This window comes from Streptococcus caecimuris, assembly GCF_943193075.1.
Taxonomy (GTDB): domain Bacteria; phylum Bacillota; class Bacilli; order Lactobacillales; family Streptococcaceae; genus Streptococcus; species Streptococcus caecimuris.
In genome coordinates this window covers 17,901-40,203 of the sequence record NZ_CALPCT010000007.1, presented here as the reverse complement: position 1 = coordinate 40,203, position 22,303 = coordinate 17,901, and the positions used below count along the sequence as shown (strand labels likewise).

The following is a 22,303-nucleotide window of genomic DNA, read 5'->3' as shown; positions in this document are numbered from 1 at the left end:
TCCTTACTTTGCCTTCTATTATACCAGAGGAAACATAAAAAACAACCAACCCCTTGTGGAGTGGTTGCTTCTCTTTTTAATCACGATAAACGGGTTGAGGGCCAAAGGTTTGGGAAACCGGCATGATTTCAATCCGATTGACATTGACATGCTTGGGCTGTTGGATCAACCAAGCTACGGTGTTAGCAATGTCTTCAGGTTGAATGGCATGGGCATCACGATAGAGGGCTTCTACCCGTTTTTCGTCTCCTTTAAAGCGAACAGAAGAGAACTCTGTCCCTTCACAAAGACCGGGTTCAATATTGCTGACACGAATCTTTTTGCCAGCTAGATCCGCCCGAAGATTGAGGGAGAATTGCTTGACAAAAGCCTTGGATGCCCCGTAAACATTTGCCCCTGGATAAGGCACAGTTCCTGCTGTAGAGCCCAAATTGATAATATAGCCATCATTTCGTTCCACCATCTGGGGCAAGATTTTCCTTGTCAGATAGGTCAAGCCGACAATATTGGTCTGAATCATGGTCAGCCAGTCTGCGACCTCTGCTTCATAAGCTGGGGCGAGGCCTAGGGCCAAGCCAGCATTATTGACCAAAACATCCACTTTCTCCCAATCTTTTGGCAAACTGGAAAGTGCATGATCTACCTGAGAAAGATCCGTCACATCCATTTGCAGGGGATAAAAGGCTTCTCCCAACTCTTCTTGAAGGGCCTGTAATTTATCGATGCGTCTAGCTGACCCGATCACACGGTATCCATCTGCTACTAAGCGACGGCAAATCGCTTGACCAAAGCCAGCTGAAGCTCCTGTTACTAAAATCGTTTCTGACATGTCATTACCTCCATGGATTGTAAAAACGTCCCTGATTGAGAAAGATCCATCAGGTTCTGTCTCGACTTAGAATCTAGATGAAACAATCCTATCTTGCAAAATTACTTCTTGTATTGGAAGGAAAAATCCTTCAGTTCAATCATTGCTTCTTTCATTTAGTTTGCCTTTCCCCAAAAGAGCGCAAATTGGATGGCTAACTCCGCGATTCGATCCTTGCTATCTAAATCCTCATGACTAGATAAGGTTCGGATATCCCATTTTTCTTCCGAGAGGTGGTCAGCTGCGTAGAAGAAATGGCAGAGCTCAAAGCCCCTATAAGCTGCTAGGGCTGCCACTGCCGAACATTCCATATCCACACAGATGGCTCCCGCTTCCTTTCGTCGCTTCATCTTGTCGGTGGTTTCCCGGTAAGGTGCATCTGTCGTCCACACTTTTCCTGACTGATAGGAAACCTTGTGGCTGTCCAGAAAGGCTTGGAAGAGAGGAAGGGTTTTCTTGTTTACTTCCACTTCATCACTAGCCGGAAGATAGTGGTAACTGGTCCCCTCGTCGCGAAGAGCCGCTGTTGGAATGATGATGGAGGTTGCTTCGATATCTCGATCTAATACCCCACAGGTCCCAAAGAGCACCAGTTTTTCCATCCCAAATTGAATCAGGTCCTCTATAATTCCCACACAGGAAGCAGCCCCAACTGGTGCATTAAAGGCACCAATTTGTTGGTCTCCAATAGTGATCCCATAGACCATGACTTCAAAATTAGCCATGGAGGTTCTTGCAACGACCTCATGTTCATAATTTTCAAGGAGGCGCGCAAAAGTTACTCTTGAAAAGCAAGAGATGACTACTTTGGGAAATCCTTCAATTGGTTCGTGTAAGTCTTGTGGATTGATAATCGCCTGTCGATTGGCATCAAATTCTTCTAACAGCATTTCGTGCACCTCTTTCATTCTACTTCTAGGCCCCTATTATACCACAATTAGCCTAGTCATTGGTTTTTGATCAAAGGAAGGGCATAAAAAAGAACTGCTCCCAGACGTTAGATTTTTCGGATCAAACGTCGGAGGGACAGTTCACTATGATATTTTTTACTTGTTCTCCAATTGCGCTAATTCTAGCAAGCGTTCTTTGGATAATTTTTTAATTTCAATTTGACTAGCATCTAGCAGCTGATATTCATCTGGCTCTAGCGCTTCTATAAGTTTCTTCAGAGCAAGAGAACCAATTGGATGGTAGTTTTCTGGCTTATCCGGATCTCCATCGATCGCAACCAAAAGAACTTGCCAATCAATGATACCCGCTAAGCCCACAATTTCTACATATTCTGCAGGAACATGTGGCACGCTTGGCAAGACCGTATCCGTATCTTCTGTCAAGCTATAGCTAGCTAAAAATGCTCCTGTCTCCTCCTGTTGATAAAAACGGACTTGACTGAAATAAGCTGCACTATATTGAATCTTCTTGATAAAGGCAGAGTAGGCTTCTAGTGGATGGACATGGTTCAAGACTTCCTGCACTGTATCCCGATCCAAATAGACCGGATGAGCGAAGCCTTGTACTTCAAACTCTTTTAGATCTTTTTCTTTCGTCAAATTACCCAGCGTTTCTAGGATAACGACTTCATAATCAAAATGGAAAATAGAATCTGGAGTATAGCTCACGCCGTCGCTAGCCACAATCTCCGTTCCTAATACTTCTCCTAGGCGACTGATCCATCGAAGGGCCAACTGCCAATCTTCTTCTATCGCAAAAGAGGGCACCTGAATCTGATAAGACTCTTCCTCATCAAAATAGCGTAACTGCAGAGGAAGACCGCTCTTACCAAATACGATACAGTTCAAGCCTTCAAAATCATTTAAGGGACGATGAAGGGTGGCAGGATCATAGTTGTAGGTTGTTAACCCCTCCACTAATTTAAGAACTTCCTGTGCTGCGAGTACTTTCTGATAGCCAAATAAGCTCTTTTTATTTTTGATTGAAAACACGATACTCATTTGTTTTCTCCTTTGTGAAATCGCTTACCTAAAGTATAGCACAATTTTCAACCAATTTCCATATAAAAACAGCCTGAGCTTTCAGACTGTTTGTTTCTATTATGCTGGTGCTCCATCAAGCGTTTCACCGATAAGGGCCAAACGCTCACGAACTTCTGCTTGTGACAAGTTGTGTTCTTCAACATAACGATTGCGAGGGTGAACCCGGCACTCATGCGAACATCCGCGAAGGTACTTATCTTCGTTTTCTTCTGAAGTCAAGATCCGACGGTTACAGAAAGGATTTCCACAGTTGACATAGCGTTCGCATGGTGTTCCATCAAACCAATCTTTTCCAACTACACTTGGATCGACATGGTTGACATCGACTGCAATCCGCTCGTCAAAGACGTACATTTTCCCATCCCACAGTTCGCCTTGAACTTCAGGGTCTTTCCCATAAGTGGCGATTCCACCATGCAATTGACCAACATCTTTGTAGCCTTCACGCACCATCCAACCCGAGAATTTCTCACAACGGACTCCACCAGTACAGTAGACGACAACACGCTTGTCCATGAATTTTTCCTTGTTATCACGGACCCATTGTGGCAATTCACGGAAATTGCGGATGTCAGGACGAATAGCGCCACGGAAGTGTCCAAGGTCGTACTCGTAGTCGTTTCGAGTATCAAGAACAACGGTATCCTCGTCGAGAAGAGCTTCTTTAAACTCTTTTGGAGACAAGTAAGCACCTGTCGTTTCAAGAGGATTGATGTCATTATCGAAATTATCATCCTCTAAACCAAGGTGGACAATCTCTTTCTTATAACGTACAAACATCTTCTTGAAAGCTTGCTCTTCTTCCTCGTCAATTTTGAACCAGAGGTCTTCCATACCTGGAAGGCTGTGAACGTAGTCCATGTATTTTTGTGTTGTTTCGTAGTCACCAGAAACAGTTCCATTGATTCCTTCGTCAGCGACTAGGATACGTCCTTTGAGGCCGATTGATTTACAGAAGGCCAAGTGGTCGGCTGCAAATTGTTCTGCATTTTCAATGGGAGTATAGAGGTAGTAGAGTAATACGCGAATAGGTTTTGCCATAATATTCTCTTTTCTAAGATTAAATTATCAGAATTTTTCATTCAACTATACCAGTATACTCTCCCAAGAAAACGAATGCAATTTATTTGACTGAAAAATAAAAGCCTGGGATACCAGACTTTTACACGATGAAACCAAGTTACTCTTCTTTTTCCATCTGATCCAGATAGGCTTCATAGCGTTTTTTCTCAACTTTTGCAAGAAGCATTACAAGGGTATTCACTCCCCATACAATTGGAAGATTCAGTAAAAAGGTAATTGGAAGTACTAGTAAAAATTTTGAATGGAAGGGATTGGCCTGATAGACAGCTTGGTTTAATTGAAAATTTTGGGCCCAGATGAACAAGGAGAGAATAAAGGTTACTGCTACAATTCCTGTCGCATTTAGATAGCTATAACTGATAAATTTCACACCCAATCGTTGACAACGAACAGAGTAATACAATCCTGAGACGATGAGTAAGGCTACCACCATGATTGGACTGAGCCCCACCTTAGATGTAAAAATGGATCCCACACTAAAAACAGTTAAGGCAAGGCAAAGAAAACCAGCCGTCTCAGCACCAGCCTTATTAGCTAAGCCTTCTTCTCGTTCATCTATGATTTGTTTGTTCAGCAATTGTAATCTCATCTCTTCCTCCTTATTCTTCATCCTCTAACTCTGCCTCAATCTTCTCTTGTTTTTTCCGATTGATAATAGCAAGTGGTTTTTCAAGCAGATCTGTCAGGAGGGCAAAGACGAGAATTTCTAATAAAATTTTGACCAGATACTTGGGACTGAGCATAAAGCTCATTGCTTCTCGCTTTCCAATCACATCCATAGCTGTCACAAGCACAGCAAAGAATAGACCTGACCCAAGGCGACTCAACCAGCTATCTTTTTCTAACATATCTCGGATATCAATCCCTGAACTGATCCTTCTCACAAAGGCATAGGCTCCCATGGCAATCAGAAGGAACATCTCAGGGAGATAAGCGACTAGGTCTAAGTCCAGGATACTGGATTTCACAAAGGCAGATAGGGCAATAAAGCAGGTCATACCAAGGACAAGTTCTCCTGCGATTTTTCCATCAAGTAGCATGGTCCGTTCATCTTTTACAATTGGTTCTTTCTTTTGTTTCATATTCTTCCTCTTTCTATTATTAAAACTGTTACTCCCAGAACAGTTGATCCAGCGTCTTATCCAAGGTCTTACAGATGGCAAGGCAGAGACTGAGGGTTGGGTTATACTTTCCCGCCTCAATCAGACCGATGGTCTGGCGCGTCACTCCAATGGCATCTGCAAGATCCCCCTGGGTCATATCATGCTCGACCCGGGCCATTTTTAATTTGAGATTTTTCGCCACATGATTTTCCTTTCTTGTTTTTATAGCTTTATTATACACTATATTTTCTATTTTGCAATATATATCTTACATTTTGTAAAAAATATTTTTGATAAAACAAAAAAAGCCTGGTTTCCCAGGCTTTCTTAGTTTCCTCTTCTTTTTGTTAGAAATGACTGTAGGATATATGATAGTCCCCATCCTAATCCAGCACCCAGTATGACCGTGAGGACAAACCAAGTGATGGTCGCTAGATCTGGTGATACCATCACCCGATTGACATAGTCTATCGATTTACCACGATCCAGTAACGACATGCGGTAACTGGCTGGATAGAACCACATCATAAGAATGGGCCCTGTTGTCGCAAAGGCAAAAATAACAAAAGACAAGGCATTTCGTAAATTCGAGCGAAAACGACCACTTGAGGCGACCATCTCCGCAAAACTTCCGGCGATCAAGGCTGGAATAAAGGCACCTGCACCATGACGCGAAAAGAGGAAGAAGGATCCGATCACGCAGCCAACTATAAAGATAGATCCAACTCCTTTTATTTTTTCTAGATAATAGCGGTAGATCGTCCCGCCAAACAGGGCTGAAAAGGCAGGAGCATAAAACATATTTCCTTGATGATCGACCAGATTTCCAACTAAGACCCCCAGTCCAATCGCAAGAAAATAGAGGAAAGTGAAGGCTCCAACTTGTTTTATTTGATTCACATTTATTCTATTCATTGGATACTGATCCTAACGGTGGCTAATTTTCTTCGAAAGGAAGTCCCCGATAAATTGGACCAGAACGATCAGAATCAGGATCAATAAGGTCGCCACAAAGATGACATCATTGTTAAACATATTTTTCCCGTAGTTGATGGCCAAGGTTCCTAATCCTCCAGCACCAACGGCACCCGCCATGGCGGTTTCTCCGATCAAGGAAATGATGGTCACTGTTGTCACACGGATCAAATCAGGAAGCCCTTCACGCAGGTAGACTCCGACAATATCCCAGAAGGTTGCCCCACTGGCTTGCGCTGCTTCAATCACACCTCCATCCAACTCGGATAAGACCACTTGGACTTGGCGGGCAAAGAATGGAAAGACAGCCAAAGACAGTGGAACAAGGGCTGCTGTAGGACCAATGGTATTTTTCAAGAGCAAGTAGGTCAAGGGATTAATAAAGGCCAACAAGATAATGAAAGGAATGGCGCGGAACAAGGAAGTAATCTTATCCAAAATTTGGAAAACGATTCTATTTTCGATGACACCACCTGGACGGGTCAAGACTAACAAAAGTCCTGTCACCAAACCTAAAAATCCACCAATAATGAAGGAAATAACGGTCATGTAAAGAGTCAAGTAAATAGCGGTTCCCCATCCATACTGGCCAGACCACCCTAATTTATAGACATTTGGTAAATATGTTTGAATTAACTGGATCATGCTTTTCTCCCATCTTTCACAATAGTCACGGAAACTCCTGCATTTTCTAACTCAGCTTTGGCCGTTTCCAGATTTTGATTTTCACCTGATAAGATGACCACCAACTCTCCAACAGGCGTGTTATCAAGGATCTCGATGTTCCCAAATAAAATGTTGGCAGATACTTGGTACTGCTTGTAAATATCATTGATGATGGCTGTATCTGTCACAGAACCTGCATACTTGAGATGCGCCAACATCGAATCATCAGGCAAGTTCTTCACAATCGCTTGTTGATTGATTTTTACCATGGCTTCATCGATTCCTGTTGCAACCGTGATAAAGTCTTGCGTCAAAGCATTTTTCGGATTCGAGAAGATATCTAAAACAGACCCTTCTTCAATCAGCTCGCCATTTTGCATGACAGCTACCCGGTTGGCAATATCTTTGACAATTTGCATCTCATGGGTGATCAAGACAATGGTTAAGCCAAGTTTTTTGTTTAACTCTTGCAACAAAGCTAGAATTTGTTTGGTCGTCTTTGGATCCAAGGCTGAAGTTGACTCATCTGAGATCAAAATTTTTGGATCGTTGGCAAGGGCACGCGCAATCGCTACCCGCTGCTTTTGACCACCAGACAATTGTGCTGGGTAATTCTCTGCACGGTCAGCTAGACCAACCAATTCCAACAATTTCGCCACTTTCTCATTCTTTTGTTCTTTGTTTAATTTAGAATGTTTAAGAGCAAAGGCCACATTTTCTGCGACAGTCATTTGAGCCATCAAGTTGAAGTGTTGGAAAATCATTCCGATATCCCGACGTTTCTCCCGAAGGGCAGCCGGTTTTAGGGTCACCTGATCTTGATAAATCACATCTCCATCCACAGTGATGGTTCCGGCACTAGGCACTTGCAAGAGATTGATCACCCGAACCAAGGTCGATTTCCCGGCTCCGGAATACCCTACAATCCCATAGATATCGCCTTCATTAATATGAATGGTCACATCTTTGACGGCTTGGATCTGACGTTTCTTTTGCTGGAAGGTCACATCAATGTGGTCCAGCTGAATCATTGCTTTACTCATAACTTGCTATTAACTCCTTTATCAATTCAATATGGGTGTAATAATCGGCGATTTTCACATTTTCGTCGCCCCCATGATCACGGCTATTGGCATTGCCAATTCCAAAGGCTGCCATCGGCACCTGCAAAGCCTCAAATACCGTATGCATGGGTCCGGTCCCCGCTGTTGTTGGAAGAACAGAAACTCCTTCTCTATAGAAATCTTTGGCCAGCCGTATGACATTTAAAATCGATGGGGCACTCATATCACTTCGGTAACTCATTTCACCGAGAGTATAGACCAATTCGACCTGATCATAGCCATTTTTCTTCAATTGTTGCTTGATCTTTTCTAAGACATCCTTGGGATCTAGACCTGGAACCAAGCGCACCTCCATCTTGGCACGCGCCTCTGCCGGAAGAATCGTTTTAACACCTTGTCCTTGGTAACCAGAGCCAAAACCTTCAATATTCAGGGCTGGTTCAAAATAGAAACGACGCAGGAATTCTTTTCGGTCTTCCTTCAAGATTGGAAGGGTTAGACCATAGGTTTCCGCTACATCTTCTGGTCCTTTGTTGGCATATTGCTCGATCAAAGCTAGCTCGCGTTCATTGGGTTCTTGGATCTGATCATAAATCCCATCCACCAAAATTCGACCTTCTTTGTCACGAAGACTGGCGATAGCATTTAACAAATACCAAGAAGCAGAGTCTACCACACCGCCATAGCTGGAATGGATATCCACTTCTGCACTCTTCACCACCATATCAAAGGTGACGATCCCTTTGCTACCACCGGAAATTTCCAACTGACCCTGATTATTTCGGGTACCTTGTTCCCACACTAAGAGGTCTGCCCCACGCAAGTGTTTCTTGTGTTTGGCCAAGTATTTATCCAAGTCAGTCGATGCAGACTCCTCTGCCCCTTCGATGATAAAGGTGATATTGACTGGCAAATCGCCACTTTCACGAATGTATTTTCGAAGAGCTGTGAGACGAGCCGTGATATGCCCCTTGTCATCATCAACCCCTCGACCGTACATGTTTCCATAATGAACCGATAAGGTAAAAGGGTCTCCCGTCCAAGGTTGGTCCCCATCAGCTGGTACCGTATCATAGTGGTTATAAAAAATGATGGTTTTGGCTTCAGGATTTGGCGAGAAAAATTTGGCAATCACAAAAGGAGCTGTATAGCTATCATCAACTTCGACTTTGGCTCCTGCAGCTGTAAAAATTTCCCCCAAATAGTTGGCCACTTCCTTGAGACCAACTTGTTGGGCAAAGATGGATTTTTTTGAAATCAATGTTCGCAACACTTCAAAATAATGTTGTGCGACCTCATCATTTTCAAATTTACGGATTTGTTCCGCTTCTGTTGCAAAAGGCATGCATTCCTCCTAATACACGATAAGAGGTAGAGAATTGCTTCTCCACCTCCTTCATACACTTGAGATCAAATCTTAGAAGACTGGTTGGTCCATTCCTTCTGAAGATTCTTCGATCACTTTCTTCACATTGTCTTTGTGATAGGCTTTGATGATTTCTTTGATTGCTTTTGCTTTATCAGATTTTTCCCAATCTTTCTTAGCAGCGATCACGTTGTACCATTGTTTTGAGTTGTTGTCTTTCTTTTCAACATAGATAGCTTTTTTGAAATCAACGCCTGCTTCACGAACGAAGGTATTGTTGATGACTGCAGCATCTACTGATGGAAGAGCAGATGGTGTTTGTGAAGCATCCAATTCAGAAATCTTCAAATCTTTTGGATTTTCTTTAATGTTTGACACGTTTGCCAATTGACCATCTTTGGTATCCAATTTAATCAAACCAGCTGATTGCAAGACATACAAGGCACGGCTTTCATTTGTTGGGTCATTTGGTACAGCGATTGTTCCACCTTTAGGAATTTCTTTAATTGAAGTGTATTTGTTTTTACCGTTTTCTGTACCAGAGTAGAGACGGATTGGAGCAATGTAAGTATCCGCTACAGAGACAAGCGCATCATCATTTTTAGAATTCCAGTTATCCAAGAAGTTGTGGTGTTGGAAAGCATTGATATCTACACTACCATCTTTTACAGCCACGTTTGGTTGTGAGTAATCTGTAAATTGGGTGAATTCCAATTTGATGCCTTTTCCTTTGAGGTTTTCTTCGACTGCATCCCAACGAGCTTTTTCAGTGTCGCTCAAATTCATGACACCCACTTTAACTGTTGTTTCGCCATCTTTGCTAGATGATTTTGAAGAACCACATGCTGCAAGAGCAAATGTTGCAATAGCTGCAAGAGCTGTTAAACCAAGAATTTTTTTCAATTTCATTTTGAAATCTCCTTTAAATAAATATTATTCTTTAATATCTTTTGCTTCTGGTAGATAAACTCCACCAAAGTATTTTTTAGACAGTTTTTCAAGGGTTCCATTGTCATAGAGTTCCTTGATACGTTTATTGACAAATTTTTGAAGATCTTTATCTTCTTTTGCAATAATTGGATACACATAAGGCTGTTGGTCGCTTGGAAGCTCGATAACCTTCAAGTTGTCATAGCCTTGATCACGAATGATAGTATCTACTGAGATTCGTTCGAAGATCTTGTAATCTGTACGACCATCCGCTAGATTAGCCATGATGGTTTGAATGGTTCCATCTGTGTATTGCAAGTCAGTTGGATTATCTGAATGTTTTTTATTGTAATCTTCTAATTGTTTAGCAGTAGATGTTCCTTGAACAACTTCTGTTTTCTTGCCACCAATGTCATCCAAAGATTTAATAGAAGAATCTTTTGGTACGACCAATACTAATGGATTGCGAGCATATGGATTTGGATAGAGGTATTTTTCTTCCCGCTCTTTTGAGTAGCTGATGTTGTTGGCACCGATTTGGAAACGGTCACTATCTAAGCCAGCAAAGACTGAAGACCACTCTGTTTTGTTAAAGTTTACTTCGTATTTGTCTGAACCTTTAAAGATTTCACGCAATACTTCGATCTCATAACCAGTTAGCTTGCCGTCTTTTTCTTCATAAGAGAAGGGTTTGGTTGTTCCAACCGTTCCAACTTCAATGGTTTTCTTCCCACTGGCTGATTTGCCAGATGAACATGCTACTAAAGCACTGGTTGCAAGGACTGCAACTAATCCTAAAGCAGAATACTTAATCATTTTTTTTAGATTCATAGGATCTCCTTTTTGGTTTCAGGCACATAAAACGCCATTTTAAAAGTATTTTTTTATTCTATCAGAAAAGCATTCACTTGCCTAATATATATTTTTTATGGAGGTGATAGTTTTTCTTTATCACACTTATTTTTCTTTAAAATACCGCAATAAAGCTTGCGCATTTTCAACATAATAGGGAACCGACACCTGAAAGGCTGCATCATCGATGGTCATGTGATCATGATGGAGGTCTGGCGCATCCGGCTCTCCATTTGAACCGATAAAGGCAAAGACTCCAGGAATTCGTTCTTGGTAAAAGGCGAAGTCTTCTCCAGCTGTAGATGGATTTGCTGGAAGCACCTCAGCCAAGTCTTGTGAAGCTTCCCAAACGACTTTGGTCAATTCCTCATCATTAAAGGTAACAGGCGGGGTCACTCCCCACTCAAAAGCCACATCCACTTCCAGGCTTTTTGCTATATGACGAATGATCGAAATAAAATGTTCCTTCAACTCTCTTTGCACACTCGGATTAAAGGAGCGAATCGTTCCTTCAAAATAGCCTGATTTTGGAAGCACATTCCAGGTTGAGCCCACATCCAGGTGCGTAATGGACAAAACAGCTGTTTCAAAGGGAGAAACGGTCCGTGAAATTAATAATTGTAAGTTCTGAACCATGGTTGTGACGGCCGTTACAGTGTCAACTCCTAAATCTGGTCTCGCAGCATGACTACTAACCCCTGTCACAGTAACCTTGAATTTCTCAACCCCTGCCATCATGGCTCCAGCATTCAAGGCAAGTTGCCCTGCTTTTAGCTGGGGAATATTGTGAAAACCAATAATTCCTTGAACATCCTCCAACAGTCCTGTTGCTAAAACATCAGAAGCACCTTCTGAGATTTCTTCTGCTGGTTGAAAGATCAAGCGTACGGTCCCTTCAAGCTGGTCTTCTTTTTCCTTGAGAAGAGCTGCTGCTCCCAGAAGACTGGTTTGATGAAAATCATGGCCACAGGCATGCATGACGCCTGGATTCTGACTTTGGTAGGGCAGATTCGTTTGTTCCAAAATCGGAAGGGCATCGATATCTGCTCGAAGTGCCACCACCGGTTGGCCGGACCCAATTTCTGCAATCAGACCAGTTTTTAATCTACTCTCTAAAATACGAATCCCCAACTCTTCAAGACGCTCTTTTAGAAAGGCGGTTGTCTGGTATTCTTGACCAGACAATTCTGGGTGTTGGTGGATATAGTGGCGAATCTCTGCTAACTCTTCATAAGAAAAAGACACAAGCCTTCATCTCCTTTCGAACTTAAAATTATTTTATCACTAATAGGTGTTTCCGTCTAATTCCTGTTTCTTGGATTTTGATATAGTTTAAAGCTATAGACAAAAACACTCCTAGATTCATGTCCTAGGAGTGCCAACTTCAGCATTAAGAAAGATTTCCCTCGAATTTTTCCATAAAGCTATCACTATTGTAGGCTTTTTCTACTTCCCATTTGCCATCTTTCTTAACAAAGGTCAACTGGTAGTCGTATCGATCCGGCGTCGTCAAGGGGCGATCTGCAAGAGAAGCCATCATTTCCTCTCTATAGGCTTTGTTTTGAGCCTGATTCGCCTCGATGATCCCTGGATAGTCTTTTCGATGTTCCTGATAGAAGGTCTGCATGTGGTTTAAGATCGTCTTTTCCATGCTGACTGTCTCAGGATTTAGACTAATGACTACCTTGTCTGGGAGATATTGTTTAACCTTATAGGTTAATTTTGCGCGCTTAGCATTTTCCTTTTCATAAGCATCGATAAACTGGGTCACTTCTTCTTCAGGGAATTGGTAATCATGCAATTTACGAGTAAAATCAGCCGCAAATTTCGCACGGAAATCACTGCGTTCCTTTTTCAAATCAGTTCCCAAAACAAAAGCGTCATCCTTTTTGACCTTTCGTTGGCCACTGAAGTAAACTTGATTGATGTATTCATCTGCTAGAATAGTGGAAGCTTCCACCTTGTCCTCATACTGAGAAGAATCCACCGCAAATTTTAAAGGCTTGGATTTTTTATCAGAGCTATAGGTTTTTCGTTCATACTGCACTTCGTACTTCTTGCCTTTTTCGACTGGAAAAACGATATAACCGGTTAATTTTTTATCCTGGGCCAACTGATCACTCTTGAGGAGTTGGAATGCTTCACTGTGATCATAAATTCCTGACTGCAATTTGACCTTGTTATTATCCGCATCGTAAATGGTGATATCTGAATCTGACACGTTGATAGATTCTTTGGCAACATTTTTAAATTCTAATTGAAGGGCTAAATAAGTGCCGTCTTCTGAGTCATTGAGGACAGGCGGTTTGATGTATTGCCCTCCTTTTAGGCTCAGCTCTACTTGACCGTCAGATGCTGAATTTTTCGCCGCTTTTTCCGTCTTTGATTGCTGCGAATTTGTCTTTTGAGCAGTGGTGCCACAAGCTACTAGACTCAATGTCGCCACAGCAAATAGGGTCCATTTAAAAATCTTTTTCATCCTTATCTCCTTAAAAAAGTTTTGTTCTATTTTAACATCTTTTTCTATCTATGTATACGCTATATAGTGATAACTCTTCCCTATCATAAAAAGGCCAAGACCTTCGTCTCAACCTTTTAACTAAAATATGATAGGTCTTGATTTTACAAGATGCCTTTTTCTTTTTGAATCATGAAATCCTTGAGGGAAATCAAGAGAACTGCAAGGAGGATCATGGCCATCCCAATCACATCAACCATAAAAAAATGCTCCTTCATAATGACAAAGGCAAAGAAAACTGCCGAAACAGGCTCAAAGGACGCCAGCAAGCTTCCTTTAACGGCTCCTACCAAAGAGGTTCCTTTCAGAAAGGCTGTATAGGCAAAAATCGTCCCAATCACCACCAAGCCAAAAAGGGCCATCCAGGTATCGAGTCTGTAGTTTCCAGAAGAAGAGAGAAGACCACTAAAAGGGAGCATTAGGATTCCTGGAATAGTCATCCCAACTCCAATCACCAGCATGCTTCCCCATTTTTGAATTAAGTTCAGAGGTAGAATGATGTAAAGGGCATAGGCAAATGCTGACACCACTCCCCAAGCCAAACCTTTGGGATTGATGGCCAATTGATTGAGTTGACCATGGGTTGCTATTAAGAATGTGCCACCAATCGCTAGAAGCATCGAAAACACTTCTGCTAGTGTAGGGGCCACCTTATCCATGATACAGGTATAGGCTAAAATTCCCACTGGACAGAGATACTGTAACACCGTAGCAGTCCCAGCATTGGTTTCAGCAATCGCCTCTAAATAGGTCAACTGAGTCAATAACAATCCTAAAAAGGCAAAAATAAGAAGGGGAAGGTAGGAAGATTTATCTTTGGCAAAGGCCAAAAACTTCTCCTTATCTGCAACGTAGGAAAGAAGAATAAGGACAATTCCAGAAAAAAGCAAACGGAGATTTGTTAACTCAATAGCCGAAAATCCATGAACCATTAAATATTGTCCGCTAACTCCGGATAGTCCCCAAGCGATCCCGGCGATCAAGGTCATGAGTGTTCCTTTCATCGTCTTTGACATAGTCCCCTCCTAAATCTGTTCCTTACTTTTATTGTATCATAAAAGGCCGAAACGAAACGTTTCAGCCTCATATATTTCATATAAATTTATTTGCTTATTCAGGTTGAACCAAGATCTTGATTTGAGATTTATCTTGTGTTAATTCAACAAATCCTTCTTCAACGATATTTTCCAATTTAATTTTCTTGGTAACCAATTTTTCAGCAGAGAAGTAGCCTTGTTCCATCAATTCCAGCACTTTAGGGAAGATATGACGGTAGGCAATAATTCCTTTGAGAGATTTTTCTTGGATAGCAAATTCATTTGGATTGATGCTGGCTTCACGTTCCCAGATAGATACGACCATACATTCCCCAGCTTTATGAACAGCTGCAAGGGCTTGACCTAAAACAACTGGAACTCCAGTCACTTCATAAGAAACATCTGCTCCACCACCTGTTAAACGATGGATGGCTTCGACGATTGTTTCTCCTTCTTCTGGGCGAACAACGATTGCTCCCAATTCTTCCGCTTTCGCTTGGCGTTCAGGAGATAATTCAACCGCATAAATTTTTGATGCTCCTGCTGCACGAAGGGCTTCAACAATCAAAAGACCGATTGGACCCAAGCCAAAGATAACGGCTGTATCCCCAGCTTTCAATGCAGATTGACGAACTGCATAAACGGCAACGGCAGCAGGTTCTGTAAGCGCTGCTTGCTCATAGCTCAAGCTATCTGGAATCACATGGACCAAATCTCCATCTAGGACACAGTATTTAGCAAACCCACCATCTGCCGCAAGACCGACGAAGTTCAAGTTTGGATCGAGGTTGTAGTCACCAATTAAGTTGTGTTTTGCCAAAATTGGCTCGATCGTCACACGATCACCGACTTTGACACGAGTCACATCACTTCCGACTTCTACAATTTCACCAGAGAATTCATGTCCCAAAGTAACCGGTGCTTTTTGACCAGAATACACATGTTCTTCAGTTGGGATGAAGATCGGTCCATCCAAATATTCATGCAAGTCCGTCCCACAGATCCCTGTGAACTTAACTGCCACTTTTACTTGATGTGGTTGTACTTCAGGTACTTCCACTTCTTCGATACGAACGTCTTTTGCTGCATGCCAGCGAGCTGCTTTCATAGTAGCCATATGATGATCTCCTTGTTTTCACCTTTTTTGTTTTCTTTTCAGGAAACTTTATATTTAAAATTGTAAACGTTTTCCTTTTGTTTGTCAAGGAAAAACTGAAGATGAAAAAGAGCAGCCCTTTGACTGCTCCTTCTTATTTCTTCTTGATCCGAGAAGATTCCAATCTCCACCCAACAATCCAACCAAGGACAAGGAGATAATTTTCAAGCGCACCAATCCCATTGACCGGCAGATGATAGTGAAAATAACTGAAAAGATGATTGGTCCCAATTCCAAACCCACCAATGATCAAGGCCACTAGTACCGTCCGAAGATAAAACCAATCGTATTTGAGATTGACGGCAATCAAGATCACAAGGACTGCCATATTCCAAATCCCAATCTCCCGTTGCCAACCGACAGAAATACCATATCCCGAATGACTTCCCATATAGGATGGAAAGAATAGTTGGAAGATAATCGCTCCAGACATAGCGATAATGACTAGGATAAATAAAACTCTTAAAAATTTGTTCATGTGACTCCTCCTAATGATAGTTGATATGTAATGGTCTTTCCTATTCTAACACAATTTTATGGATAGTAAAAACCAACCTCTCGGCTGGTTCTTTTTCTATCAATCTTCTTTCAACTTCGCCAATTCTTGAGCAAGTAACTTGAGGGCTACTTGTGGGTTAGCTTGGCCTTTGGTTGCTTTCATGAGGAAGCCTGTGAAGGCCTTGTCCGCATTCCGTTTCCCTGACTTGAAGTCGGCTACGGCTGCTTCATTGTCTGCGAAGACTTGGTGGATGATTGGAATCAAGACTTCAGGGTCTGAAATCTGTACCAATCCGGCTTTTTCGACGTATTCACGCGCACCGCCACCGTTTTTCGCCAAATGAACGAAGACTTTCTTGGCAATCTTAGAAGAGATGGTTCCATCTTCGATGATGGCAATCATTTCTACTAAGTTTTCTGGTGTTAATTGGATTTCTTCCAGTGTTTTGCCTTCTGCATTCATGAATTGCGCCACTTCACCTTGGAGCCAGTTAGACACTTGCTTGGCATCTCCACCAAGGGCTACGGCTGCTTCAAAGAAGTCAGAAGTGACTTTCGTCGCTGTCAATTGGCTGGCATCATAGTCAGACAAGCCAAGCTCTGCCACATAGCGAGCACGGCGGTCTTTTGGAAACTCTGGCAACTCCGTGCGCATTTCCTCAATCCACTCATCTGAGATTTCAAACAATGGAAGGTCTGGTTCTGGGAAGTAACGGTAATCCGCTGCTCCTTCTTTGACACGCATAAGAATCGTGCTCTTGTTGGCCTCATCATAACGGCGTGTTTCTTGACGAATGACACCACCTGAACGCAAGATTTTCGCTTGGCGCTCCACTTCGTATTCAAGACCTTTACGGACGTTGGAGAAGGAGTTCAAGTTTTTCAACTCCGTCTTGGTACCAAATTCCTCTTGACCGTATGGGCGAAGGGAAATGTTGGCATCCACCCGCATCGATCCTTCTTCCATCTTGACGTCAGAAATACCTGTGTATTGGATAACTTCTTTGAGGGCTGTCAAATAAGCGTAGGCTTCTTCTGGAGAACGCATATCTGCTTCAGATACGATCTCAATCAATGGCACCCCTTGACGGTTGAGGTCTACATAAGAGAATCCATCTGTTCCGTGCGTGTTCTTACCAGCATCTTCTTCCAAGTGGGCCCGTTCAATCCCAATTCTCTTAGTTGAGCCGTCTTCCAATTGCACTTCAATCCAACCGTTATATCCGATTGGCTCGTCAAATTGCGAAATTTGGTAGGCCTTTGGATTATCAGGGTAGAAGTAGTTCTTACGGTCAAAGTGCATGTGCTGATGGATATCCATATTCAGCGCCAAAGCAGCCTTGATACCAGCATCCACAACACCCTTGTTCAAGACAGGAAGCACCCCTGGGAAAGACCAGTCAATCACATTGGTATTGGCATTTTGCTCGTTCCCAAAGTGGGCAGAGGTTGGTGAGAAAATTTTTGAGTTTGTATTCAATTCAACGTGGACTTCAAGTCCGATGACTGTTTCAAAGTTCATTAATTGTCACCTCCGAAAATAAGGGGTTGTTGCTTGTGGTAATCCGTCGTAGCTTCAAAGGCAGCTGCAGCTTGGTAGATAGTTTCTTCAGAATACTTCGGACCAATCAACTGCAAACCAACTGGAAGACCTTGCGCAAAACCTGCAGGAATCGAAATTCCTGGAAGACCTGCCAAGTTGACTGGAATGGTCAAGAGGTCAGCCAAGTACATGGCAACCGGATCATGGTTGAGCGAATCCAAATCAAAGGCTACACTTGGAGCTGTTGGACCAAGGATAAGGTCGTAATCCGCAAAGACTTTTTCGAAGTCTTGAATAATGAGGGTACGGACTTGACCAGCTTTCTTGTAGTAAGCATCGTAGTAACCAGATGACAAACTAAAGGTACCAAGCATGATACGGCGTTTGACCTCATCACCAAAGCCTTGACTACGAGTGTTCACGTAGATATCATCCAAGTTTTTAGCATCTTCTGCACGGAAACCATAGCGAATACCGTCGAAACGTTGCAAGTTTGAAGAAGCTTCAGATGAAGCGATGATGTAGTAAACGGCAACCCCGTATTTAGAGTGAGGCAAGCTGACTTCTTCGACAGTTGCTCCCAATTTTTCAAAGTGTTTAGCCGCATTGAGGATGGTTTCTTTGACTTCTGGGTCAATACCTTCACCGAGGTATTCCTTAGGAAGGGCAATCTTCATGCCTTTAATGTCTTGACCAATCTTAGAAGTAAAGTCTGCTACACGAACAGGTGTAGAAGTTGAATCCTTGGCATCTTCGCTGGCAATAACATTAAGCAATTGGGCATTTTCCTTAACCGTTGGTGAGAAAGTACCAATTTGGTCAAGTGAACTACCAAAGGCAATAAGACCAAAACGGGAAACTGTTCCATAAGTAGGTTTGAGACCAACAATCCCGTTAAAAGCAGCTGGCTGGCGGATAGAACCACCTGTATCTGAACCAAGGGACAAACGGACTTGTCCTGAAGCGACAGAAGCTGCTGAACCACTAGAAGATCCACCAGGCACCTTGCTGTGGTCCCAAGCATTCTTGGTTGGTCCATAGTATGAAGTTTCACCTGATCCACCCATGGCAAATTCATCCATGTTGGTCTTCCCGATGACAATCATATCTTTAGCTTTGGCATTGGCAACCGCTGTCGCATCAAAGATGGGCTCGTAGTTATAGAGTATTTTTGAAGCCGCAGTGGTCAAGATGCCATCTGTTGAGATATTGTCTTTGACAGCAAGTGGAATCCCTGACAAGAGGTTGTCTGCATCGATTCCTTTTTCATCAATAGCCTTGGCTTGTGCAAGGGCCGCTTCTTCGGCCACCGTTACAAAGGCGTTAACTGCTTCTTCACGCGCCTTGATGTCTTCAAGAGTCGCTTGTGTCAATTCGGTTGCTGAAATTTCCTTAGAGACAAGGAGGTCGTGCAACTCTTCAATGGTTTTATGGTTGAATGACATTAGGCATCTCCTCCATCTTCTAGGATAGCTGGTACCTTGATGTAATAGTTATCTTTTTCAGGTACATTTTTAAACAAGCGATCTCGGTCAGTCCCTTTTTCAGCAACATCCGGACGCAATACAGTCTTACGATCCGCCATGGTCGTTGTTGGAGCAACGCCTGTTGTGTCCACTTCTTCCAACAATTCCACCATGTCGACAATCTTCGACAAAGTTGTTGCAAACTCAGCTGTCTCTTCTGGAGAGAATTTCAATTTTGAAAGATTGGCAACGTGAGTTACCTCTTCTTGCGTTATTTTCATCTTGCTTCCTTTCGTGAAATGATGATTTTTCAATACCCTCTATTTTACCATAATTTAGCCCAATTTGCTTGCCTTAGAAAAAATCTGTAGGACTTTTTTGTCGCTACAGATTCTTCATTTTATATTTCTTTTCCGCCTAATTGCCCCATCTCCATTAGAGTCTCTTTCCAGACTTCCTGGACCTTAGAAGCGAGGTAGGAAGTGGCCAAGTCATAAGAAGCCTGATGGAATGGAGCGAGGTCGCTTTCAAAGAGCTGGACCAGCTTGTCTGCCAACTCTTTCACCAACTCTTCTTCTGGCACTGTCTCGCTATAAGGTACCAAAAAGCCATTTTCACCCTCTTTTATAAAAGTTGGATTACCATAACGGGCATCAAAGCCCAGCAAGGCCAAACCTGCTCCAGCCGCCTCCATCAAAGTCAAACCAAAGGTCTCCCACTGAGAAGTGGTGAGGTAGGCTTGGTAGCAAGGATAGATCTGCTGAAGATCCGCATGACCGCGTAGGTGAATATAATCTTGTGCTGCAAGCTCCTGAATCAGGTGGCGCAAGTTGTCCGCTTCTCCACCCTTCCCATAAATATCAAACTGAAGGGCTGGGAGTTTTTCATGAGCTTGGGCCACTACTCGAATAGCCAAATCGATGCGTTTTCTTGGATCCAAACGGGAAGCTGTGAGCACACTAAAGGGAGGTCGATCTCCTTGTGATTCTGTCAATTCTTCTAGATGCCCAACCGGAATGCTATAGATTGGAATTCCTTGGCATCCTTGTTTAGCAAGTGTCTGCTCCAAGACTTCTTTTTGAAGATCCGTTGCCGTGATGAAATAATCGAAGCGTTTAGCACACTTGAACACATAATAATATTCATAATTGAGATGGCCATTTTCAAATTCATGCTCCGAATGAAACACCATGGCGAGCTTTGAAGAAGCAGGTTTCTCCAACAAAGGGCGGGCAAAATCCATGCGCGAAGCCCGGTCAAGCAGAATCAGATCTTCTTCTTTTAGCGACAGCTGCGACAAAAAACGTCTCATCACTTCTGTATGGTTGGTCAAAATCTCAGACCCCAGTTTATAGAGCCAGCTTCCACCTAACCTCGATTCTTCAAAAGCGATAGTCCCATCTTGATGGTGATAGATCCGTCTGACAACACTACCATACTGAAAATACTCTGTGACAAGTTTACAAGCTCCATAATACTCTCGCTTGATCCTATTTCCAGCCAAAAGATAGTCTACATAGCGGACACAGTTTGGATGATAGGGATCCAAATGAAAGCTCAAGGCGTTTCCATCCGCAAATTGGTAGCGAATGACTCTTTCCGTTTTTTCAACAACATCCAGACGAGTCAGTTGAAACTCCATTTGCAAGGCCCCTACCGTCTTTTGAGGGACCGTAGTCTGTTGATCCGTAAAAGCTAAATGAGCAAAAAGCAGTTCCTCATCCCGGTGCCCCAATGAGAGGTAATAGGCCAATTTTTCTGGAGTGGGCCAAGTGGTAAAGATAAACTTCGCTGCTACTCCCAGTCCCCGGAGCATCTTTGCCCGAGAGGCTTGGGCAACATCGACCCCATTGGGTTCGAATCCCACTAATAGATTAAAGGTATAAATGGTCATGCGGTCCCTCCCTCTAATCGCTTAAACAGCTCTTCCAAAGCTTCTTTCTCAGGCAGTTTCAAAATTCGTGCCTGCTCTCTTACCAATTCTTTGTAGTTCTCTGGATGCTGGAGTAATATTTCTAGTTGCTGTTCCATTTCTTCGACTGTATCTGTGATCGTGCTCAAGTCTTTATAGGCTTCCTGATGCACCGTGCTCTTCAAACCAAACAAAATTTGCCCATTTTCAAGAGCATGAAGACTACTACTCCATACTTCTTCTCCCTGGTTGCAATCCAGATAAATAGAGCAGCTGGATAACAAGTCCTCATATTTGTCCAGCGAAATCCCTGGATAGAGGCGCACATTGGGACGAGTTGCTAAGTCTGTTAATTTCGGCCCCATAGCCGTCAAAGCAGCAATGTGAAAGGTGACTTGTGGGAATTGATGGACTAGGCGAGATAAGCCTTCGACCTCTTGAGAAGCCGTCATGACCAGGGCTTCTGGTTGAAAACTTTCCTGCTCCACATCTACCAGCCCTGACAAGGCTGTGATCCCGTCTTTTTTCTCCCTCAACAGACCATCTTCTACCAACAAAATCTGACTGACTTGTTCTTTGATCTCGTCTAGATCACGAGCGTCATTGGCACAGTAGGCGAGTCTTTCCTTTGGTATCTCTTTCACAACATCTAGCAATGCCTTGTCCATCAAAAGAACGGCTTCATCTTCTGGCAAGACTTGTTCTAGGACAGCTCTTTGTAGCTCTTCCTTACTGGCATACAGGCGATCCCGTCCCTTAGGAGTTTGAAGCAAAAAGGTTCCTTGTGAGACAAAGTGAAGTAAGACTTCTTCTTGCTGACGGTTCAAATAGATGTCTAAATAGGATTGGCCAGCTTCCGTAAGGAGACTCTGTTTGCTTCTCCAACCATAGCGATTGTAGACATCAATGGATACGATCTCTTCTCTCTGACCAAACCATTCCACTCTTTCAACCGTTCGGGACAAGATATCCTCTCGCAAAACTACGTTGGCACGACGTTCCTCACCATCAAAAAGATAGGTCGTGATCCCTAGTGTCCAACATTCCCATAATTCTGGAACTTCTAGATCATTGAAAAATAAAGGTTTTCCAATTTTTGATACTGGGTCTTTTTGGGTAAAAAAGGTCGCAAGACTCTCTGTCTGTTGGTCCAAATCTGTTTCCAAATTGGTCACAAATACTCGGTAGGGCTGGCCAAGTTTGTCCAAGTATTTTTGCAAACGATCCAGCTCTCTGGTCTGCTCTGATGCAATAATGAACATGCTGATCCTT

Annotated in this window: 23 protein-coding genes; all 23 read right to left on the bottom strand. The window is 42.9% G+C overall.

Annotation, left to right across the window (positions count from 1 at the left end; all coding sequences use genetic code 11):
• Positions 1-76: 76 nt before the first annotated feature.
• The 23 genes from NFR56_RS04065 to NFR56_RS03955 all read right to left on the bottom strand — a co-directional run bounded on the left by NFR56_RS04065 (position 77) and on the right by NFR56_RS03955 (position 22,293).
• Positions 77-829 (bottom strand): SDR family oxidoreductase, encoded by a 753-nt coding sequence (locus NFR56_RS04065; protein ID WP_070588740.1) that lies wholly within the window; start codon positions 827-829, stop codon positions 77-79.
• Positions 830-984: 155 nt separating this feature from the next.
• Complete coding sequence (locus tag NFR56_RS04060) at positions 985-1,758, bottom strand: nucleoside phosphorylase (protein ID WP_070588739.1); 774 nt, start codon at positions 1,756-1,758, stop codon at positions 985-987.
• A gap of 156 nt (positions 1,759-1,914) precedes the next feature.
• Positions 1,915-2,820 (bottom strand): DUF4299 family protein, encoded by a 906-nt coding sequence (locus tag NFR56_RS04055; RefSeq protein ID WP_070588738.1) that lies wholly within the window; start codon positions 2,818-2,820, stop codon positions 1,915-1,917.
• A gap of 99 nt (positions 2,821-2,919) precedes the next feature.
• On the bottom strand, positions 2,920-3,903 hold the full coding sequence (trhO, locus tag NFR56_RS04050; protein WP_045759784.1) for an oxygen-dependent tRNA uridine(34) hydroxylase TrhO: 984 nt from the start codon (positions 3,901-3,903) through the stop codon (positions 2,920-2,922).
• A 139-nt stretch (positions 3,904-4,042) separates the two neighbouring features.
• Positions 4,043-4,534, bottom strand: coding sequence for a DUF6773 family protein (locus NFR56_RS04045; RefSeq protein WP_070589698.1), 492 nt, complete (start codon positions 4,532-4,534; stop codon positions 4,043-4,045).
• A 10-nt stretch (positions 4,535-4,544) separates the two neighbouring features.
• Positions 4,545-5,027 (bottom strand): DUF6773 family protein, encoded by a 483-nt coding sequence (locus NFR56_RS04040; RefSeq protein WP_070588737.1) that lies wholly within the window; start codon positions 5,025-5,027, stop codon positions 4,545-4,547.
• Positions 5,028-5,055: 28 nt separating this feature from the next.
• Positions 5,056-5,250, bottom strand: coding sequence for a helix-turn-helix transcriptional regulator (locus NFR56_RS04035; RefSeq protein WP_003005328.1), 195 nt, complete (start codon positions 5,248-5,250; stop codon positions 5,056-5,058).
• A gap of 125 nt (positions 5,251-5,375) precedes the next feature.
• Positions 5,376-5,963, bottom strand: a complete 588-nt coding sequence (locus NFR56_RS04030) for an MptD family putative ECF transporter S component (RefSeq protein ID WP_049497779.1) — start codon at positions 5,961-5,963, stop codon at positions 5,376-5,378.
• A gap of 12 nt (positions 5,964-5,975) precedes the next feature.
• Positions 5,976-6,668: a methionine ABC transporter permease gene (locus NFR56_RS04025; protein WP_003008487.1), complete on the bottom strand. Its 693-nt coding sequence runs from the start codon at positions 6,666-6,668 to the stop codon at positions 5,976-5,978.
• Positions 6,665-7,732 carry a methionine ABC transporter ATP-binding protein gene (locus NFR56_RS04020; RefSeq protein WP_251457867.1) on the bottom strand — a complete coding sequence of 356 codons (1,068 nt, stop codon included), beginning with the start codon at positions 7,730-7,732 and terminating at the stop codon, positions 6,665-6,667. The genes NFR56_RS04025 and NFR56_RS04020 overlap by 4 nt, the downstream gene beginning before the upstream one ends.
• Positions 7,725-9,098: a M20/M25/M40 family metallo-hydrolase gene (locus tag NFR56_RS04015; RefSeq protein WP_251457864.1), complete on the bottom strand. Its 1,374-nt coding sequence runs from the start codon at positions 9,096-9,098 to the stop codon at positions 7,725-7,727. The genes NFR56_RS04020 and NFR56_RS04015 overlap by 8 nt, the downstream gene beginning before the upstream one ends.
• Positions 9,099-9,170: 72 nt before the next feature.
• On the bottom strand, positions 9,171-10,028 hold the full coding sequence (locus NFR56_RS04010; protein ID WP_251457861.1) for a MetQ/NlpA family ABC transporter substrate-binding protein: 858 nt from the start codon (positions 10,026-10,028) through the stop codon (positions 9,171-9,173).
• Positions 10,029-10,052: 24 nt separating this feature from the next.
• Positions 10,053-10,880, bottom strand: coding sequence for an amino acid ABC transporter substrate-binding protein (locus NFR56_RS04005; protein ID WP_024056430.1), 828 nt, complete (start codon positions 10,878-10,880; stop codon positions 10,053-10,055).
• 126 nt (positions 10,881-11,006) lie between these two features.
• Positions 11,007-12,146: an amidohydrolase gene (locus NFR56_RS04000; protein ID WP_251457858.1), complete on the bottom strand. Its 1,140-nt coding sequence runs from the start codon at positions 12,144-12,146 to the stop codon at positions 11,007-11,009.
• A 145-nt stretch (positions 12,147-12,291) separates the two neighbouring features.
• A complete protein-coding gene (locus NFR56_RS03995; protein WP_251457855.1) occupies positions 12,292-13,380 on the bottom strand; it encodes a DUF4352 domain-containing protein in 1,089 nt (362 codons plus the stop codon).
• Positions 13,381-13,523: 143 nt separating this feature from the next.
• Positions 13,524-14,435, bottom strand: a complete 912-nt coding sequence (locus NFR56_RS03990) for a DMT family transporter (RefSeq protein ID WP_003013343.1) — start codon at positions 14,433-14,435, stop codon at positions 13,524-13,526.
• A gap of 94 nt (positions 14,436-14,529) precedes the next feature.
• The gene (locus tag NFR56_RS03985; protein ID WP_023918955.1) at positions 14,530-15,573 is read right to left on the bottom strand and encodes a 2,3-butanediol dehydrogenase; all 1,044 of its coding nucleotides are present in this window, start codon (positions 15,571-15,573) and stop codon (positions 14,530-14,532) included.
• Between the two features lie 133 nt (positions 15,574-15,706).
• Positions 15,707-16,090, bottom strand: coding sequence for a hypothetical protein (locus NFR56_RS03980; protein WP_070505222.1), 384 nt, complete (start codon positions 16,088-16,090; stop codon positions 15,707-15,709).
• 99 nt (positions 16,091-16,189) lie between these two features.
• Positions 16,190-17,632 carry an Asp-tRNA(Asn)/Glu-tRNA(Gln) amidotransferase subunit GatB gene (gatB, locus tag NFR56_RS03975; protein ID WP_251457852.1) on the bottom strand — a complete coding sequence of 481 codons (1,443 nt, stop codon included), beginning with the start codon at positions 17,630-17,632 and terminating at the stop codon, positions 16,190-16,192.
• Entirely contained in the window at positions 17,632-19,098 is a 1,467-nt protein-coding gene (gatA, locus tag NFR56_RS03970) for an Asp-tRNA(Asn)/Glu-tRNA(Gln) amidotransferase subunit GatA (RefSeq protein WP_251457849.1), read from the bottom strand. Before gatA ends, gatB begins: the two co-directional genes overlap by 1 nt.
• Positions 19,098-19,400: an Asp-tRNA(Asn)/Glu-tRNA(Gln) amidotransferase subunit GatC gene (gene gatC / locus NFR56_RS03965; RefSeq protein ID WP_002884769.1), complete on the bottom strand. Its 303-nt coding sequence runs from the start codon at positions 19,398-19,400 to the stop codon at positions 19,098-19,100. Before gatC ends, gatA begins: the two co-directional genes overlap by 1 nt.
• A gap of 119 nt (positions 19,401-19,519) precedes the next feature.
• Positions 19,520-21,013 (bottom strand): glycosyltransferase, encoded by a 1,494-nt coding sequence (locus NFR56_RS03960; RefSeq protein ID WP_251457847.1) that lies wholly within the window; start codon positions 21,011-21,013, stop codon positions 19,520-19,522.
• The gene (locus NFR56_RS03955) at positions 21,010-22,293 is read right to left on the bottom strand and encodes a glycosyltransferase family protein (RefSeq protein WP_251457844.1); all 1,284 of its coding nucleotides are present in this window, start codon (positions 22,291-22,293) and stop codon (positions 21,010-21,012) included. Before NFR56_RS03955 ends, NFR56_RS03960 begins: the two co-directional genes overlap by 4 nt.
• Between the last annotated feature and the right edge of the window lie 10 nt (positions 22,294-22,303).